Annotated in this window: 20 protein-coding genes, 1 tRNA gene, 1 pseudogene and 1 riboswitch; of the genes and pseudogenes, 9 read left to right on the forward strand and 13 right to left on the reverse strand. The window is 67.3% G+C overall.

What is annotated here, in order from left to right; genetic code table 11:
* Positions 1–77: 77 nt before the first annotated feature.
* The 5 genes and pseudogenes from E5A73_RS06720 to E5A73_RS21260 form a co-directional block, all read right to left on the reverse strand.
* A pseudogene (locus E5A73_RS06720) lies at positions 78–194 on the reverse strand (acyl-CoA dehydrogenase family protein); the annotation flags it as partial.
* Between the two features lie 95 nt (positions 195–289).
* Entirely contained in the window at positions 290–1069 is a 780-nt protein-coding gene (locus tag E5A73_RS06725; RefSeq protein WP_135963012.1) for an SDR family NAD(P)-dependent oxidoreductase, read from the reverse strand.
* 9 nt (positions 1070–1078) lie between these two features.
* Entirely contained in the window at positions 1079–2176 is a 1098-nt protein-coding gene (locus E5A73_RS06730) for a CaiB/BaiF CoA transferase family protein (RefSeq protein ID WP_135963013.1), read from the reverse strand.
* A gap of 4 nt (positions 2177–2180) precedes the next feature.
* A complete protein-coding gene (locus E5A73_RS06735) occupies positions 2181–3320 on the reverse strand; it encodes an acetyl-CoA C-acetyltransferase (RefSeq protein ID WP_135963014.1) in 1140 nt (379 codons plus the stop codon).
* Between the two features lie 76 nt (positions 3321–3396).
* On the reverse strand, positions 3397–3567 hold the full coding sequence (locus E5A73_RS21260; RefSeq protein ID WP_168355840.1) for a hypothetical protein: 171 nt from the start codon (positions 3565–3567) through the stop codon (positions 3397–3399).
* A gap of 188 nt (positions 3568–3755) precedes the next feature.
* Between E5A73_RS21260 and infA the strand changes: the two genes are divergently transcribed.
* The 6 genes from infA (at position 3756) to E5A73_RS06765 (ending at position 7181) form a co-directional block, all read left to right on the forward strand.
* Positions 3756–3974, forward strand: coding sequence for a translation initiation factor IF-1 (gene infA, locus E5A73_RS06740; protein WP_003049127.1), 219 nt, complete (start codon positions 3756–3758; stop codon positions 3972–3974).
* Between the two features lie 11 nt (positions 3975–3985).
* Positions 3986–4555: a Maf family protein gene (locus E5A73_RS06745; protein ID WP_135963015.1), complete on the forward strand. Its 570-nt coding sequence runs from the start codon at positions 3986–3988 to the stop codon at positions 4553–4555.
* Positions 4548–5495 carry a ribonuclease E/G gene (locus tag E5A73_RS06750; protein WP_135963160.1) on the forward strand — a complete coding sequence of 316 codons (948 nt, stop codon included), beginning with the start codon at positions 4548–4550 and terminating at the stop codon, positions 5493–5495. Before E5A73_RS06745 ends, E5A73_RS06750 begins: the two co-directional genes overlap by 8 nt.
* Before the next feature lie 3 nt (positions 5496–5498).
* Entirely contained in the window at positions 5499–5684 is a 186-nt protein-coding gene (locus tag E5A73_RS06755) for a DNA gyrase inhibitor YacG (protein ID WP_135963016.1), read from the forward strand.
* 30 nt (positions 5685–5714) lie between these two features.
* A tRNA-Phe gene (locus tag E5A73_RS06760) sits at positions 5715–5790 on the forward strand.
* A gap of 160 nt (positions 5791–5950) precedes the next feature.
* Positions 5951–6060, forward strand: a riboswitch (SAM-I-IV-variant riboswitch).
* Between the two features lie 59 nt (positions 6061–6119).
* The gene (locus E5A73_RS06765) at positions 6120–7181 is read left to right on the forward strand and encodes a threonine aldolase family protein (protein WP_168355841.1); all 1062 of its coding nucleotides are present in this window, start codon (positions 6120–6122) and stop codon (positions 7179–7181) included.
* Here the strand turns inward: E5A73_RS06765 and E5A73_RS06770 are convergent.
* The 3 genes from E5A73_RS06770 to E5A73_RS06780 all read right to left on the reverse strand — a co-directional run bounded on the left by E5A73_RS06770 (position 7178) and on the right by E5A73_RS06780 (position 11187).
* Positions 7178–8101 carry a DMT family transporter gene (locus E5A73_RS06770; protein ID WP_240700062.1) on the reverse strand — a complete coding sequence of 308 codons (924 nt, stop codon included), beginning with the start codon at positions 8099–8101 and terminating at the stop codon, positions 7178–7180. The two genes, E5A73_RS06765 and E5A73_RS06770, sit on opposite strands and share 4 nt — an antisense overlap.
* Before the next feature lie 105 nt (positions 8102–8206).
* Positions 8207–9793 carry a family 43 glycosylhydrolase gene (locus E5A73_RS06775; RefSeq protein WP_135963018.1) on the reverse strand — a complete coding sequence of 529 codons (1587 nt, stop codon included), beginning with the start codon at positions 9791–9793 and terminating at the stop codon, positions 8207–8209.
* Between the two features lie 653 nt (positions 9794–10446).
* Entirely contained in the window at positions 10447–11187 is a 741-nt protein-coding gene (locus tag E5A73_RS06780; protein WP_240700063.1) for a helix-turn-helix transcriptional regulator, read from the reverse strand.
* A gap of 38 nt (positions 11188–11225) precedes the next feature.
* Here E5A73_RS06780 and E5A73_RS06785 point away from each other — a divergent pair, with 38 nt between their 5' ends.
* Positions 11226–11630, forward strand: coding sequence for a GFA family protein (locus E5A73_RS06785; protein ID WP_135963020.1), 405 nt, complete (start codon positions 11226–11228; stop codon positions 11628–11630).
* On the opposite strand, the gene E5A73_RS06790 is transcribed toward E5A73_RS06785, so the two are convergent.
* From E5A73_RS06790 to E5A73_RS06805, 5 genes are all read right to left on the reverse strand, one after another.
* Positions 11627–12502, reverse strand: coding sequence for an NAD(P)H-hydrate dehydratase (locus E5A73_RS06790; RefSeq protein WP_240700064.1), 876 nt, complete (start codon positions 12500–12502; stop codon positions 11627–11629). The genes E5A73_RS06785 and E5A73_RS06790 overlap by 4 nt on opposite strands.
* Positions 12502–13272: a histidine phosphatase family protein gene (locus E5A73_RS06795; RefSeq protein WP_135963022.1), complete on the reverse strand. Its 771-nt coding sequence runs from the start codon at positions 13270–13272 to the stop codon at positions 12502–12504. The genes E5A73_RS06790 and E5A73_RS06795 overlap by 1 nt, the downstream gene beginning before the upstream one ends.
* A 70-nt stretch (positions 13273–13342) precedes the next feature.
* Positions 13343–14290: an aldo/keto reductase gene (locus tag E5A73_RS06800; protein ID WP_135963023.1), complete on the reverse strand. Its 948-nt coding sequence runs from the start codon at positions 14288–14290 to the stop codon at positions 13343–13345.
* Positions 14287–14448 carry a hypothetical protein gene (locus tag E5A73_RS21265; protein WP_168355842.1) on the reverse strand — a complete coding sequence of 54 codons (162 nt, stop codon included), beginning with the start codon at positions 14446–14448 and terminating at the stop codon, positions 14287–14289. The genes E5A73_RS06800 and E5A73_RS21265 overlap by 4 nt, the downstream gene beginning before the upstream one ends.
* Entirely contained in the window at positions 14445–14678 is a 234-nt protein-coding gene (locus tag E5A73_RS06805) for a hypothetical protein (protein WP_135963024.1), read from the reverse strand. The genes E5A73_RS21265 and E5A73_RS06805 overlap by 4 nt, the downstream gene beginning before the upstream one ends.
* Positions 14679–14778: 100 nt before the next feature.
* On the opposite strand from E5A73_RS06805, the gene E5A73_RS06810 reads away from it, so the two are divergent.
* Positions 14779–15732, forward strand: a complete 954-nt coding sequence (locus E5A73_RS06810; RefSeq protein ID WP_135963025.1) for an ArsR/SmtB family transcription factor — start codon at positions 14779–14781, stop codon at positions 15730–15732.
* Complete coding sequence (metF, locus tag E5A73_RS06815) at positions 15729–16646, forward strand: methylenetetrahydrofolate reductase [NAD(P)H] (RefSeq protein WP_206366403.1); 918 nt, start codon at positions 15729–15731, stop codon at positions 16644–16646. Before E5A73_RS06810 ends, metF begins: the two co-directional genes overlap by 4 nt.
* Positions 16647–16667: the final 21 nt, after the last annotated feature.

Consider the following 16667-nt stretch of genomic DNA (forward strand, 5'->3'; position numbering starts at 1 on the left):
GAAGAAAAGGTCGGGCATCAAGCCCGGCCTTTTCTTACCCACCCCCTGCTCCTCCCTGGAAGGGAGGGGAATTCAATTCACAGCGACAGCGCGATCAGCAGCATCATGATTTCGTTCGACCCGCCATAGATCCGCTGCACCCGCGCATTGCGCCACATCCGCGCGATCGGATAATCGTTGATATAACCATAGCCAGCCACCTTGCGATCCGCTCGGGCGGGGCTTCGCGCGAAGAAGCGGGCGGCGCCGTCGGCCAGGGCAATCAATTCTGGGTCGTCGCGCCAGTTGCTCACCGCGGCGCCATCCGGATCGCGCCGTCGAGGCGGACGTCCTCGCCGTTGAAATAGGGATTGCGCAGCATTTCGAGCGCGAGGCTGGCATAATCCTCGGGAACGCCGAGCCGTTTGGGGAAGGGCACCGAAGCGGCGAGCGCCTCCTTCACTTGCGGCGGCGCGGCGTTCATCAAGGGCGTGTCGAAGATGCCGGGCAGGATCGTGTTGACTCGAATGCCTTCCGACGAGAGGTCGCGCGCGATCGGCAGGGTCATGCCGACGATGCCGCCCTTCGACGCCGAATAGGCTGCCTGGCCGATCTGGCCGTCCTCCGCCGCGACGCTGGCGGTGTTGACGATCGCGCCGCGCTCGCCGCCCTCGCCGGGTTCGAGCGTGAGCATGCCGGCGGCGCTCTTGACGATGCAGCGGAAGGTACCGACGAGGTTGACCTGGATCACCCAGTCGAACGCCGCGGCGGGAAATTGGCGGATCTCGCCGGTCGCCTTGTCGCGGCCGACGGTCTTGAAGGCGTTGCCGACGCCGGCGCAATTGACGAGGATGCGCTCCTGGCCGTGCGCTTCGCGGGCTCGGGCGAAGGCGGCATCGACTTCGTCGTCCGAGCGAACGTCGACCTTGCAGAAGATGCCGCCGATCTCGGCGGCGAGCGCCTCGCCTTTCTCGGCGTTCATGTCGAACAGGGCGACCTTGGCGCCCGCAACGGCGAGCGCACGGGCGGTGGCGGCGCCGAGGCCCGATGCCCCGCCGGTGACCACTGCCGCGGTGTTTTCGAAGTGCATGTCCGTCTCCTAACCGATCGTTCGCGCGGTCCTGAGCGCCGCGATTTTGGGTTCGTCAAATCCGAGGCCCGCCAGCACCCGGTCGGTCCATTCGCCGGGCTGCGCTGGCTGCGGCGTGGGCGCGGGGGTGGCGGCGAATCGCGGAGCGGGCGCGGGTGCGCCGTCGGCAAAGGTTCCGCGTGCGGCGTTGTGCGGATGTGTCGCCGCTTCGTCGAAGGTGAGGACCGGCGACACGCATGCGTCGGGGGCGAAATGCGCGATCCAGGCGTCGCGCGTGCGGGTGGCGAAGATCGCGGCGAAACGGTCGGCGCGGGCGGGCCATGCGGCGGCGTCCATTTGGTCGGCGCCGTCCTCGCCGAGGCCCGCGACGAGCGCCGCGTAGAATTGCGGCTCGATCGCGCCGACCGCGACGTATTTGCCGTCGGCGCAGGCATAGGCGCGGTAGAAGGGCGCGGCGCCGCTCAACAGGTTGGCGCCCGGCCCGTCGCGCCACAGACCCGCGGCCTTGAAGCCCCAGCTCATGCTGGCGAGCAAGGCGGCGCCGTCGGTCATCGCCGCGTCGACGACCTGGCCGGGTGCACCCATCTTTACGGCGAGCAATGCGCTCACCATCCCGAAAGCGAGCAGCATCCCGCCGCCGCCGAAATCGCCCAGATAATTGACCGGGGCGACCGGGGAATGCCCCGGCGTGCCGATGCCGTCGAGCAGCCCGGCGACGGCGATATAGTTGATGTCGTGGCCGGGGGCCTGCGCAAGCGAGCCGTCCTGGCCCCAGCCGGTCATGCGGCCGTAGACCAGCGCCGGATTGTCGGCGAGCAGCACCTCCGGCCCGAGCCCGAGGCGCTCCAGCACACCGGGGCGGAAGCCTTCGATGATCCCGTCGGCGTCGCGGCACAGCGCCCGGGCGATGGCGACGCCTTCGGGGGACTTGAGCTCGACGCCGATCGCTTTACGATTGCGGGCCAGCGCGTGCGGGCCGAAACTGGCGCCCGGCCGCTCGATGCGGATCACTTCGGCGCCGTGATCGGCAAGCATCATCGCGGCGAACGGTGCGGGGCCGATCCCGCCGAACTCGACGATGCGGATGCCGGAAAGCGCGCCGGGCATCGCCTCACAGCGCCTCGACGATCGTCACATTGGCGATCCCCCCGCCTTCGCACATCGTCTGCAGGCCGTAGCGCAGCCCACGCTTGCGCAGTGCGTGGATCAGCGTCGTCATCAGCTTGGTCCCTGAGGCACCGAGCGGATGGCCGAGCGCGATCGCGCCGCCATTGACGTTGAGCCTGGCCGGATCGGCACCGGTATGTGCGAGCCACGCCAGCGGGACCGGCGCGAAGGCTTCGTTGACTTCGTACAGGTCGATGTCGTCGATCGACATGCCCGCGCGCTGCAATGCCCGGTCGGTGGCGAACAGCGGTTCCTCGAGCATGATCACCGGGTCGCCGGCAGTGACGGTAAGATTGTGGATGCGCGCGAGCGGGGTGAGGTCGTGCGCCTTGAGCGCGGCTTCGCTGACCACCATCACCGCCGAGGCGCCGTCGCAGATCTGGCTGGCATTGCCCGCGGTGATCACACCGCCCTCGATCAGCGTCTTCAGCCCGCCCAGGCCTTCGATGCTCGCATCGAAGCGGATGCCTTCGTCCTGCGTGTGGATGCCGCCTTCGATTTCGAGCGGGAGTATCTCCTCGGCAAAGTCGTCGCGCCCGGCCGCGGCGGCAGCACGACGATGGCTTTCGAGCGAATATGCGTCAAGCGCTGCGCGGTCATAGCCGTATTTCTGCGCGATCATCTCGGCGCCGGTGAACTGGCTGAACCCGCGCACCCCGAAGCGCGCGAGCTGCTTGTCGCTATACGGCTTCATGCCGGCGACCGAAGTGCCCATGGGCACTCGGCTCATATGCTCGACCCCCGCGGCGATCACTATATCCTGCGTGCCCGACAGCACTGCCTGCGCGGCGAACTGGATCGCCTGTTGCGAGCTGCCGCACTGGCGGTCGATCGTCACCGCGGGGATGCTGGCCGGGAGGCCCGAGGCGAGCGCCGCATTGCGCCCGACATGGAGCGCCTGTTCGCCCGCCTGGCCGACGCAACCCATGATCACGTCCTCGATCGCGCGCGGATCGATTCCGCTGCGGGCTACCACTTCGGCGAGCACTGCGCCGGCCATGTCCACGGGGTGCCAGCCGATCAGCCGGCCGCCCCGCTTGCCGCCGGCGGTGCGCACCGCCGCGACGATATAAGCTTCCGCCATCTCGCTCTCCCGTGCAGCCTTCGCAGCCCGTCAACTTACATCAGTGTAAGTGGCGCGCGGCGGCGGAGGCAAGGGATCAGTCGCCGCGATCGCCCTGGTTACGCGGTTTCTTGTGCTCGCTATGGTGGCGCACGTCCTGGGCGAGGCTGCGGCCGGCATCGACCACTTCGCTGAATTGCCCCTTCTCGTCGCGGCGGACATAGCGCTTGTCGCCCTTGTGGGGCTCGATCAGTTCACGCTCGCTCATGGCTCTCTCCGTTGCTGGCGTGGGTAAGAATCCACGAGATTCGCGCATTGTTCCGCGCTGGACTTTTCGCTACGGGATACCCAACTTGGTTTAGTGGACGCAGCGGCCTGCCGTCCGCCTTCCCTTTTCGCGCATAGCAGAGTAAAGGCACCGCCACTTTTACTGGCGCTCACCCGAGAGGCATATTTTTGGCCAAAGAAGAACTCCTTGAAATGCGCGGCCAGGTCGTTGAGCTTTTGCCCAACGCCATGTTCCGCGTCCGGCTCGAGAACGATCATGAGATTCTCGGCCATACCGCCGGCAAGATGCGCAAGAACCGCATCCGCGTGCTGGTCGGCGACGAAGTCCTCGTCGAGCTTACGCCCTACGACCTGACCAAGGGCCGTATCACCTACCGCTTCAAGTGAGCGGCGGGCCTGTGCGGCTCGTCCTCGCTTCGACTTCGCCGCGCCGGCTCGATCTGCTTAGGCGGATCGGCGCCAAACCGGCGCGGGTCGCCGCGCCCGATATCGACGAGGATGTCCGCGCCGGCGAACTGCCGCGCGACTATGTGCTGCGCGTCGCGATCGACAAGGCGCAGGCGGTGGCGCGTGCCGCGGACGAGATCGTTCTTGCCGGCGACACTACGATCGCGGTTGGCCGCCGCATCCTCGCCAAGCCCGCGGACGAAGCCGATCTGCGTCGCATGCTGGGGCTGCTCTCCGGGCGGCGGCACCATTGCCTGTCGGCGGTGTGCCTGGTCGGGCTGGACGGCAAGCCGCGGACGCGCATCTCCGACACCGTGGTTGCCTTCAAGCGGTTGAGCCATGCCGAGATCGACTGGTACGTCGCGAGCGGCGAGGGGATGGGCAAGGCCGGCGGCTATGCGATCCAGGGCAAGGCCGAGGCATTCGTGCGCTTCCTGTCGGGAAGCCATTCGGGCGTGGTCGGGCTGCCGGTGTTCGAGACCCGCGCGCTGCTTGAAGGCGCGGGATATGCGCTTGGCTGAGTGGCTGTACGAGGCGGGGATCGGCGAGAACCGCGCCGCTCTGGTTTCACGTGGCGTCATCTGGAAGGCGCGGCTCGAGCTGGAAGGCACGGCGCCTCGCCACAATGCCGTGCTGAACGCACGCCTGGTCGACAAGAGTACCGGCAAGGTGGCGTTCGAGGGTGGTGAGGCTTTGTGCGATCCGCTGCCGCAGGGGATCTCGCAGGGCGCTACGCTGCGCGTGAAGATCGTTCGCGAGGCGATTCCCGAGGCCGGCCGACCCAAGCTGCCCAAGGCGGTGCCCGCTGGTGCCGATGCGCTGGCCGGGGACGGACCGGACCTGCTGGCCCGGATCACGGCCAGCGGTGTACCGGTGCGGGTGCTGCGCGCGCATGAGGCCGATGCGCTTGAAGATGCGGGCTGGTCCGAAGTGCTGGAAGAGGCGGTGACCGGCGAGATTGCGTTTCCCGGCGGCGCATTGCGGTTGTCGCCGACGCCGGCAATGGTCTTGTTCGACGTCGACGGCGGCGGACCGCTCGAGCCGCTCGCAGTCGCCGCGGCGCATGCCGTGGCGCGCGCGATCGAGCGGCATGACATCACCGGCTCGATCGGCATCGACTTCCCGACTCTCGCCAACAAGGCGGCGCGCCAGGCCGTGGCCGAAGCGATCGACGCCGCGCTGCCGCAGCCGTTCGAGCGGACCGTGGTCAACGGCTTCGGCTTCCTCCAGATCGTGCGGCGGCGGACGCGGCCCTCGCTTCCGGAATTGCTGCGCGCCGATCCGGTAGGCGCCGCGGCGCGCGCCGAGCTACGCCGCATCGAGCGCCTTCCCCCGCCGCCGCCGGCTACCCATATGGTCAGCAGGCGAATCGCCAACCGGCTGGCGCAGCGGCCCGAATGGACCGCCGAACTGGCCCGGCGCATCGGCGGCGCGACGGCGTTCGTCGCCCCCAAGGAGTAGACATTGGCAAAACGTGACGGCTGCCCGATCTGCGGCACACCGACCGAACTCGAATTCAAGCCCTTCTGCAGCCGCGGCTGCAAGGATCGTGACTTGCTGCAATGGCTCGGCGAGGGCTATCGCGTGCCGGGCGAACCCGTCGATCTGACACGCGAAAGCGGGCTGGACAGCGCGCGGGACGCCGACTAAGAGGCCCGCTCCCCGGCCATGCCGGGGCATGCCCGGGTAGCTCAGTTGGTAGAGCATGCGACTGAAAATCGCAGTGTCGGCGGTTCGACCCCGTCCCCGGGCACCATTTCCCCCACCGGCATATTCTTCATCGCGTTGGACAACCCCGGTTCGCGTGTTCAGGTATGCAGTGCTCCCGCGAAAGCGGCTAGCGAACTATGCTGTCACTCCGTGAGATGGGAGCAGCGAGGCCCCTTGCCACCCGCGCCACCCCGCGCTAGCTGGCCCGCATGCATCAAGAGTCGGGCGACGCCCGACACCAACCTGCTCCCGGGCAAGGTGGTGCTTGCGCACTTTGCGCAAGGATGTGGCCGTCGTGGCAACCCCCGGGGTTCTCCATCCAGCCACGCGTCGCAAGCCTCCTGGTGCCTCGAGCAACAAGGAAAGAGTGAACGCGTGACCAAGCAACCCCAGCAATTCGCCAGCGACAATTATGCCGGAATCTGCCCCGAGGCCTGGGCAGCGATGGAAGCGGCCAATAACGGCTATGCGCCGGCTTATGGCGAGGACGACTGGACCCAGCGCGCTTCCGACGCTTTCCGCAAGCTGTTCGACAGCGAATGCGAAGTGTTCTTCGCGTTCAACGGCACCGCGGCGAATTCGCTCGCGCTCGCCGCGCTGTGCCAGAGCTTTCACAGCGTGATCTGTTCGTCCTCGGCGCATGTCGAGACCGACGAATGCGGCGCTCCTGAATTCTTCTCGAACGGCTCCAAGCTGCTCGTCGCGACCACCTCGGACGGCAAGCTCACCCCGCGCGCGATCCGCGAGGTCGCCACCAGCCGTTCGGACATCCACTTCCCCAAGCCGCGCGTCGTGACGATCACCCAGCCGACCGAGACCGGGCAAGTCTATTCGATCGACGAGATCCGCGCGATCTCCGCCACGTGTCGCGCGCTCGGCCTAAAGCTGCACATGGACGGCGCGCGGTTCGCGCAGGCGTGCGCGTATCTCGGCTGCGATCCGGCCGACATCACCTGGCGCGCCGGAGTCGACGTGCTCTGCTTCGGCGGCACCAAGAACGGGATGGCAGTCGGCGAAGCGATCCTGTTCTTCGATCGCGCGTTGGCACAGGATTTCGATTATCGCTGCAAGCAGGCGGGGCAGCTCGCTTCGAAGATGCGCTTCCTCGCGGCGCCCTGGGTCGGCATGCTGGAAAGCGGCGCCTGGCTACGCAATGCCGCGCACGCCAATGGCTGTGCGGCGCGGCTGGCAGCGGCGATCCGTGACCTTCCGGAAGTCGAGCCGATGTTTCCGGTCGAGGCCAATGCGGTGTTCCTGCGCGCGCCCGCGGCATTGCTCGACGGTTTGCGGGCGCGGGGCTGGAGTTTCTACACCTTCATCGGCGGCGGCGCGCGTTTCATGTTCGCCTGGGATGCCGACCCTGCACGGGTCGACGCGCTGGTTGCCGACATCCGTGCAGCCGGCCTGGCCGTGGCGGACACTGCGGTCGCGGCTTAGCCGCGCGCGGGGTCGATCGTTGCACCGCGTCCCCGCACGAGCGCGCTCAAGACGATCCCGCTCAAAATCAGCGTCATACCAGCAAGCTGATGGCCGTGAAGTTGCTCGCCGAGCGTGAACGCCGCGAGCAGCGCGCCGAATAGCGGCATCAGCGTGATCGCCTGGCCGGCCTTCGCCGGGCCGACCGTGGCGACCGCGGCGTTGAACAAGGTGTAGGCGACGACCGAAGGCAGCAGCGCGACGTAGATCACCGCGCCGATCACTTGCGCGGTGAAGTGCATCGTTGCGATCTCGCGCCATTCGGTGGCAGCGAGCGGGAGCATCGTGACAACTCCGATCGCGAAGGTGACCGCGAGGAAACTCTGGCCGTGGAGTTTCGGACGCAGTCGGAGCAGCGAGGTGTAGAAGGCCCAGGTCACGACGCCGCCCAGGATCAACGCATCGCCGCGGTTGAAGGTGACTTGCGAGAGCGCCGTGAGTTGGCCCTGAAAGACGATGATCACGACGCCGAACGTCGACAGCATCACGCCAAGGATGGCGCCGATCCCCGCGCGGGCGCGGAACATCACGAAGTCGACGATGAGCACCAGCGCCGGAATCGCCGCCTGAAGCAACATGCCGTTGCTCGCGGTGGTGTAGCGCAGCCCTGAGTAGAGGAAGGCATTGAACGCCGCGACGCCGAGCAGGCCGAGCAGCACGATCACCGGCCAGCTTCGCGCGATTGCAGCGCGATCCGCGGCGAAATGGCGTGCGGCGAGGGGCGCGACCACCATCAATGCCCCGGTCCAGCGTAGCAACGCGAGGAAGAAGGGCGGAATTGCATCGTGCACTGCGCGCGCGACGATCGAATTGCCCGCCCAGAGCAGCATCACGAGCGCGAGCATGGCATAAGCGGCGGTCTGGGGACGCGGGCAAGTCACGCCGGTGCTCTAGGGGGCGTAGTCCGGGATGGCGAGCGGCGAACTCTCTCCACCGTTAGCCATCGCGACAGGGGCTCGCCGGCTGCGCTCGGCGCCAGCAGCCTTTTACAGCGCGCGGAAGCGGAAATCCCGGAAGCGCGCCTCGCCTTCGCCGGCCGAATAGAGCCCCGGCCGCAGCATCAGGAAACCGCCACGGACATTGTGGTGATAGCCTGAGACTTCCATCCCCCGGTCGAACCGTTTCCACGTCTCGCCGCCGTCGCCGGAGGTGTGAAAGGAGATGATGTGGCGGTTGTTGGTCACCCGCATTCGCATCCGCCGGCCGTAGGGATTGGCGGGCCGGCCGCGCTCGATGCCATATTGGTGCGTGACGAAGCGCTTCTCGTCGAAGCCGAGCCCGCAATACAGCTTCTCGTCATAGAATAGCAGTAGGCCCGCGGTGCCGCCTGGCGCGATCTCCACGTCGCATTCGAACTGATAGGCCTGGTCGCCGGCGATCAGCAGGAGCGGGGAGGAACTGCTCGGCGCAATGCCGCTGGCCTTGAGCACCAGCGCTTCGTCTTCCACGCGCTGGCGACGCGCCTCGTCGGGTACCGGCTTGAAGAAATTCCATTTGCTGCCGAGCAGTAGCGGCTTGCCGAAATTGTCCGAGAGTGGCTGGCCGTGGGGGAGGGCGCTGCCGCCCTTCGGCTTGCGGATCGGCTGCGACAAGTCGCCGCCCTTCATCCGGAACCAGCCGTCCCTGGTCCATTCGATCGGATCGAGCAGCGCCTGGCGGCCGAGCGTCCAATAGCCGTTCTCGAAGCCGTGATAGACCGACCACCAGCCGCCGTCGGGGCCCTCGACCAAGGAGGCGTGGCCGCGCGACCACCATTTCTCGGCCACGCTGGTGGTACGCACCAGCGGATTGGCCGGGCATTGTTCCCACGGCCCATGGATCGAGCGCGACCGCGCGGCGATGACCATGTGCCCCGTCGGCGGTCCGGCAGTGCCGCCAACCGCGGTGATCATGTAGAACCACTCGCCGTGCCGGTGGATCTTGGGTCCTTCGGGAGAGAAGCCCTCGACGTCCCAGTCGTCGGGGTAGCGCCACGGATCATAGACATGTTCGACTTCGCCGACGGTGGAGAGTCCGTCGGCCGACAGGCGGATGCGGTCCCCGCCCGACAGGAACAGCCAGCGCGAGCCGTCTTCGCCGACTGCGTGACACGGATCGATATGGTTCGGCAGTCTGAGGTCTACGGGCTCACTCCACGGCCCATCGATATGATCTGCCCAGATCACGAAGATCGCGTTCGGTTTCGCCTTGACCGGGATGTAGAGGAAATAGCGGCCGTCATGCTTTTCGAGGCTGACCGCCCAGACCGAGCCGATATTCTTCGTCAGCGCCGCCTTGCGCGGCTCCCAGTTCACCAGGTCGCGCGAATGCCAGATAGTGAGCCCCGGATAGGAATCGAAGCTCGAGAAGGTCATGTAATAATCGCTGCCGTCCTTGAGGATGGAAGGGTCGGGATGATCGCCCGCGATCAGCGGATTGAGGAACGTGCCGTTGCCGAGATCGGCGATGCGCTGATTGTCGAAGCCGCGCTTCCAGTCCGGCAATGTCGCGGCCGCGGCCTCGCCGGGGCGGACAAAAGCCGCGGCGCTTCCCGCCAGCGCCACCGCGAACGCTTCCCGCCTGCTGATCGCCATTCTGTCCTCTTTCAGTTTAGTGCGAAGGGCTGATTGCGCGCGACGCCCCCGATCAGAAGCGGAAGCGAACGCGGGCGCGAAAGATCCGCCCGAGCTGGCATATTGGGTGACGGCGTTCTGCCCCTCATAGGCATAACGGTCGCTGGTCTGGTTGGTGAGGTTGAGCCCTTCGAGGGTGAGCCGACACCCAGTTGGTGAAGTTGAAGCTCATCGACGCATCGTGAGGGGTCGGATTGGGATGATACCCGGGCTGCACGAGCCTGCCGCGATCGGTTAGGAGGTGCCGTAGCCCTTGCGCTGCGCAACCCAGACGCGCGCCCGGAAGAGCTCGCCCTCATGATAAAGCGTCGCATTGACCGCGTCGGGCGAGACGCCGAGGAACGGGCCCTTGGCGGTGGTCCGCGGCCCGTGCGCAGAATGGGTGCGATGGTGTTCATCTTGATCATTGCCCCCTCCCGTTTGCCGGGCGCCGCAATCCCCTGCGGCCCTCCCGTCGGCATTGATCCCTGAGGACGAGCGCGTGGCTTCGCCGCGCGACCACTGTTGTTCGCCTCCCTTTCGCCGCCTTTGCGGCCATCTGTCCAGATAGACACCGGTATCATCTGTTCCGTTTGAACGCACGGGGGCGATCGTCGCGAATCAAAAAAGATCGGTCAGGGCCTGGGCGGGGGGCGCAGCGTTGACCGCCATTTGCGGCGGAGCGCGCGGGGATCCGTGGGGATGCGGTCAGCGAGAAATATCACTGCGTTGATGCGGTCGAGCCGGAAGGTGCGGAAATCCTCGCGAAGTTCGCACCAGCCGATGAGTACGCGGACCGAATCCATGTAGCCGATCACCAACGGCCATAGAGTACGATCGGTCTCGCGGCCTGAGGGATCGGTGTAGCGGATGGCGATCTTGCGTGCGGCGCGGATCGCGTTGCGCAGCGCGCCGGCGTCGACGCGGTCGGCGGCTGACTCCCACGCAGGCGGCGTGCGCGCCGAAGGATCCTCGAGGGACCCGCGCATGTCCTCGGGCAGCACAGCGGCAAGCTTGGCGAGCACGTCGCGCGCGGCGCGGACGAGCGCGGGATCGGCATGGCCTGCCACCCATTGCACGCCCAGCGCCACGGCGTCGATTTCGTCGGCAGTGAACATCAGCGGGGGAAGGTCGAAACCGGTATCTAGGACATAGCCGATCCCTGCCTCCCCGCGGATCGGGACGCGCTGGCCGATCAGCGCGGCGATGTCGCGATAGACCGACCGCTTCGACGTCTCGAGTTCCTCGGCGATGGTATCGGCCGTCACCGGGCGCGACGACCGGCGCAGGATCTGGACGATCTGGAAGAGGCGGTCGGCCTTGCGCATCGAAAGCCTTTTACTGCCATGCTGCTGACACCATGCTGGCAGCAGCATGGCAGTAAGTCGAGCCTCGCAATCGAGGGAGACAGACGATGCAGAAGACTTATCACGGCAGCTGCCATTGCGGCGCGGTGCGTTTCGAGGCCGAGATCGACCTCGCTGCGGGGACGGGCAAATGCAATTGCTCGATCTGCACCAAAAGGCGCAATTGGGGGGCGCTGCTCAAGCCCGAGGCGTTTCGGCTGCTCAGCGGCGAAGACGCGCTCAGCGACTATTCGTTCGGCACCGGGCAGGGCAGCCATCGCTTCTGCAGCAATTGCGGCTGCGCGCCGTTCAGCCGGGGCGACGTGCCCGAGATCGGCGGGGCGTTCGTCTCGGTGCAATTGGGATCGCTCGACGATGCCACCGACGAAGAACTTGCCGCTGCGCCGGTGCATTACAGCAACGGCCGGGACAATGATTGGCGAAACCCGCCCGCAGTGACCAGCTACCTCTAGCTGGCGGCGGCGAGCAGCCGGGGGATCTCGCCGAGCAGTTCGCGGCCGAGAAAGCCGAGCGGGCCGATGCGTTCGGCGAGGCGGCGGCCTGCTTCGCCGTGGAGCCATACGCCCCAGGCGGCGGCGATCCGCGGCGGCGCACCGCGCGCCAGCAGTCCGCCGATGATCCCGGCGAGCACGTCGCCCGAGCCCCCGGTGGCGAGCCCCGGCCCGCCGCCGGGATAGCGCAGCAGCGCTTCGCCGGGGCAGGCGACCCAGGTCTCCGGGCCTTTCAGCAGCACGGGGGTATTGAAGCGCCGCGCCGCTTCCTGCGCAAGCCCGGCCGGATCGTCTTCGATCCGCGCGGGGTCGCAGCCCATCAACCGGATCATCTCTCCGGGATGCGGGGTGAGCACGATTCGCCCGTCATGCCCCCGGACCGCCTCGGTCAATTCCGTGGCGCCGGCGATCATCGCCGCGTCGAGCACGATCGCGCGCGACGCGCAGGGGTGGGCGAGGACCGCCTTGAGGACCGACTCCGCCGGCGCCTCCGCGCCGGTGCCCGGGCCGAGGACCAGTGCGTCGCAGCGCTCGAGATAGTCTGCGAGCACGGTGCCGGCATCGTCGCCGAGCTCGCCGGCGGGGTTGGCGGGAAGCGGATAGACCGCGGCTTCGGGGACGAGCACGCCGAGCTGTATCGCGACGCGCGCGACCGTGGCGAGCTGGAGTTTGCCCGCGCCGGCACGCAGCGCCGCCTCGCCAGTGAGCTGCAGCGCGCCCGGCACGGTCTCCGAACCGCCGGCGACGAGCACGCGCCCGCGGCTGTTCTTGTCGGTGTCGGCGCCCGGCGCGGGGACCGGGTGCGCAGCGAGCCAGCTGGTGTCGAGCGGCATCATCCGCGCGGCCCGACCAGCGCGTCGGGGGCGGATGTGGTTTCCGCGGCGGGATCTTCGTCGCTCGGCGCGGTGACATTGTAGCGGACGAGGGCCAGCCCGCCGTCCTTGCCGGCCTTCGGATCATGGGCATATTCGGTGATCGAGCAATTGGCGACGTCGCCCTCCTGGTCGATCGCCAGGATCTCGGCCTCGGACAAATTCTCGATGATGTAGCGCAGGCACAAGACCACTACCTGGTGCGCGACGATCATCACGTCACGCCCGGCATAATGGAGCGACACGGTGTCCATCAGCGAGCGCAGCCGGAAGATCACGTCGCACCAGCTCTCGCCGCCCGGCGGTCGGTGGTAGAATTTGCCGAGCAGCCGGCGGAACTCGGCCTGTTCGGGCTGGACCGCGCGGATGCCCGCGGTGGTCAGCCCGTCAAGGATACCGAACTCTTTCTCGCGCAGCCGCTCATCGGCGCAGATGCTCTCGTCCGGCTCGGCGCCGCCGGCGTCGCGGAACTGCCGCGCGGTCTCGCGGGCGCGGGCATAAGGCGAGCACAGGATCACGTCGGGTCGGCCATTGCCCTCGCCGCGCGCAAACCAGTGGCCGAGCGCCTGGGCCTGGGCATAGCCGAGCTCGGACAGCGGCACGTCGACGTCGCGGATATCGATCGCGATGCGATGCTCGCCCGATTCATGGGCGAGGTCGCGCGCGACGTTGCCCGCGCTCTGGCCGTGGCGGACGAGCCACAAGCGGGCGGGCCAGCGATTGGTCGTCATGCGGGGGGTCTCGTCAAGAACATGGCGAGGTAATGCGAAAGCGGCGGGGGTGTTCCCGATCTCCCTGGATCTAGGCCCCGGCAGCCGTCAGCCGGTCGAGCTGCTCGCGGGTCAACTCCACCTCCCAGGCCCCGACCAGTTCATCGAGCTGCGCGATGCTCGTCGCGCTGGCGATCGGCGCAGTGACGCCGTCCTGCGCGGCGAGCCAGGCCAGGGCGATCTGCGCGAGGCTGGCGCCGGTCTCGGCAGCGACTTCGTCCATCGCCGCGAGCACCGCGCCGCCCTTGCCGTCGAGCAGCGCCGCCATCCGGCCGCCGCGGACGCTTTTGCCGAAATCGGCTTCGCTGCGATATTTGCCGGTGAGGAACCCCGAAGCGAGCCCGTAATAAGGGATAACGCCGATATTGTGCGTCACGCACAGATCCTGGAGCTCGCCTTCGAACTTGTGGCGGCTGACCAGATTATATTCGGGCTGGAGCACGCGGTAATGCGGCAGCCCCTCGCGCGTCGCCACGTCGAGCGCGGACTTGAGCCGCATCGCATGGAAGTTGGAGGCGCCGAGCGCGCGAACCTTGCCCGCCTTGATCAGCCTGTCGAAAGCGGCGAGCACTTCCGCCTGCGGCACATCCTCGTCGTCCTGATGTGCGAAATACAAGTCGATCGTATCCACGCCGAGCCGCGCCAGCGAAGCCTCAGCCGCAGCGGCGATGCGTGCCGGAGCGAGCTTGCTGCCGCCTTCACCGTCGAGCATGCCGACCTTGGTGGCGATCAGCACCTTGTCGCGCTTGCCCGAACTGCGCAGCCATTCGCCGATGATGCTCTCGGATTCGCCGCCCCGATGCGCGGGTACCCATGCCGAATAGACGTCGGCGGTGTCGATCATCGCGCCGCCCGCATCGACGAAGCGGTCGAGGATCCGGAAGCTGGCCGCCTTGTCGGCGGTCCAGCCGAAGACATTGCCGCCGAGCACGAGCGGCGGTGTCATCAGCCCGCTGGCGCCGAGTTCGCGTGTGGTCATTGCTGGATCCCGTTGTCGGCGAAGGTCGCATTGATGTCGGTCGCCGCTGCCGCCGCGTTGAGCTGGCGGGCCTCGTCGGCGCTGGTTCCGCTATCGTCGCCGGACCCGCCGCAGCCGGCCAGCGCGAAGAACAGCAGCAGCGGCAGACCGCGCCTCACTCCTCGATCTCGTTGCCGGCGTCGGCGGCATTGCCCTCATATGAGTTTTCGGCTTGGGTGAAGGCGGATTCGGTGGCGGCATCGGCGGCGTTCACGTCGCTCACCGCTTCGCCCATCGTGTTGCTGTCGCCGCTGATCGTCTCATTGGCTTCGGCCGCCTCGTTCTTCGCGCCGCTGCAGGCACTGACTGCGAGCAAGGCGACGGGGAGGAGGAGCAGGGTCTTGCGCATGAATTCATCCTCTTGTTCGATGGGCAAGGGCTAGCCAGCGGCAGCCCGGCGCGCAACTGCGTTGACCTGATATAAAGATATCTTTATATCTATAATCGACATGGTCCAGGCTCTCGCCATCTTCCGCGCTCTCGCCGACTCCACGCGGCTGCGCATCGTCGCGTTGCTGCGCGCGATGGAGCTGTCGGTGGGCGAGCTCGCCCAGGTGCTCGGGCAGAGCCAGCCACGCGTCAGCCGGCACGTGAAGATCCTGTGCGACGCCGGGCTGGTCGAGCGGCGGAAGGAAGGCAGCTGGGTGTTCGTCGCATTGGGCGCGCAAGCCAAGGTTCAGCCGATTCTCGCCGCGCTCGACAGCTGGGACGAGGCCGATCACTGGACCGTCGCCGACGAGGCGCGGTTGGCGGCGGTGCGCGCCGATCGAGCCAGCGCCGCGGCCGAATGGTTCGAGGCGAATGCCGGCGAATGGGACGCGATCCGTTCGCTCCATGTCGCCGAGAGCGAAGTCGAGGCGGCGATGGCCCGGGCGCTGGGCGATACCAGGCTGGGGTGCCTGATCGACATCGGCACCGGCACCGGCCGGATGCTCGAATTGTTCGCGCCGCTTGCCGAGCAGGCGCTGGGGATCGATCGTTCGTCCGAGATGCTGCGGCTGGCCCGCGCCAAGCTTTCCGAGCGCGGGCTTACCAATGCCGAATTGCGGCAGGCGGATCTATATGCGCTGCCACTCGGCGATGGCGGGGCCGACGCGGCTATATTGCATCATGTGCTCCATTTCGCGCAGCAGCCGGGCGCGGCGATCGGCGAGGCGGCGCGGGTGTTGAGCGACGGCGGGCGGCTGCTCATCGTCGATTTCGCGCCGCACGATCGCGAGGATCTGCGGGCACGCGATGCGCATAGCCGATTGGGCTTTTCGGACGAGCAGATCCTCGGCTGGTTCGCCAATGGCGGGCTCGCGCCGGTTTTGGTCGAGACGCTCGAAGGCGGGGAGTTGACGGTGAAATTGTGGCTGGGTCGCAAGACCGGCGAGAAATTGAAGGAAGTGAAGGCGGCATGAGCATCGTGGACCCGCTGGCGGCGCCGCTGTTCGCGGACGTGGCCGGCGATATCGAAGTGAGCTTCGAATTCTTCCCGCCCAAGACCGAGAAGATGGAAGAGACTTTGTGGGAGTCGATCCAGACATTGTCGCCCTTGGCGCCGCGCTTCGTCAGCGTCACCTATGGCGCGGGCGGAACGACGCGCGAGCGGACGCACAACACAGTGGCGCGGATCGCGCGCGAGACCGGGATCCCGGCCGCGGCGCACCTGACCTGCGTCGAGGCGACGCGCGAGGAGATCGATCAGGTTGCCGAGGAATATTGGGCGGCGGGCGTGCGCCACATCGTCGCGCTGCGCGGCGACCCGCCGCGGGCGGGCGAGAGATTCCAGTCGCATCCGGGTGGGTATGAGAATGCCGCGGCGCTGGTGGCGGGGCTGAGCAAGCTCCATCCGTTCGAAATCTCGGTCGCCGCTTACCCCGAATGTCATCCGGATTCGGCCAACCCGACGGCTGATCTCGATAATCTCAAGGCCAAGATCGATGCCGGCGCGACACGCGCGATCACGCAGTTCTTCTTCGAGCCTGAGACCTTCTTCCGCTTCCGCGACGATGCCGCCAAAGCCGGGATCGCTGCCGAGATCGTGCCGGGGATCATGCCGGTGATGAACTTTGCCAGCGTCCAGCGGATGTCGGCGATGTGCGGCACCGCGGTGCCGGCGTGGATGGGCAAATTGTTCGAAGGCCTCGACGAGCATCCCGCGGCGCGGCAACTGGTGGCGGCGACGCTGACCGCGGAGCTGTGCCGGAAACTCTATGCCGGCGATGTCCGGCAATTCCACTTCTACACGCTCAACCGCGCCGAATTGAGCTACGCGATCTGCCACTTGCTCGGGCTGCGGCCGAAGGTCGGCGCGGAACTGGTGGCGGCATAGCCGTCATCCGGGCGAAGCCGG

The organism is Sphingomonas gei, assembly GCF_004792685.1.
GTDB lineage: Bacteria > Pseudomonadota > Alphaproteobacteria > Sphingomonadales > Sphingomonadaceae > Sphingomonas > Sphingomonas gei.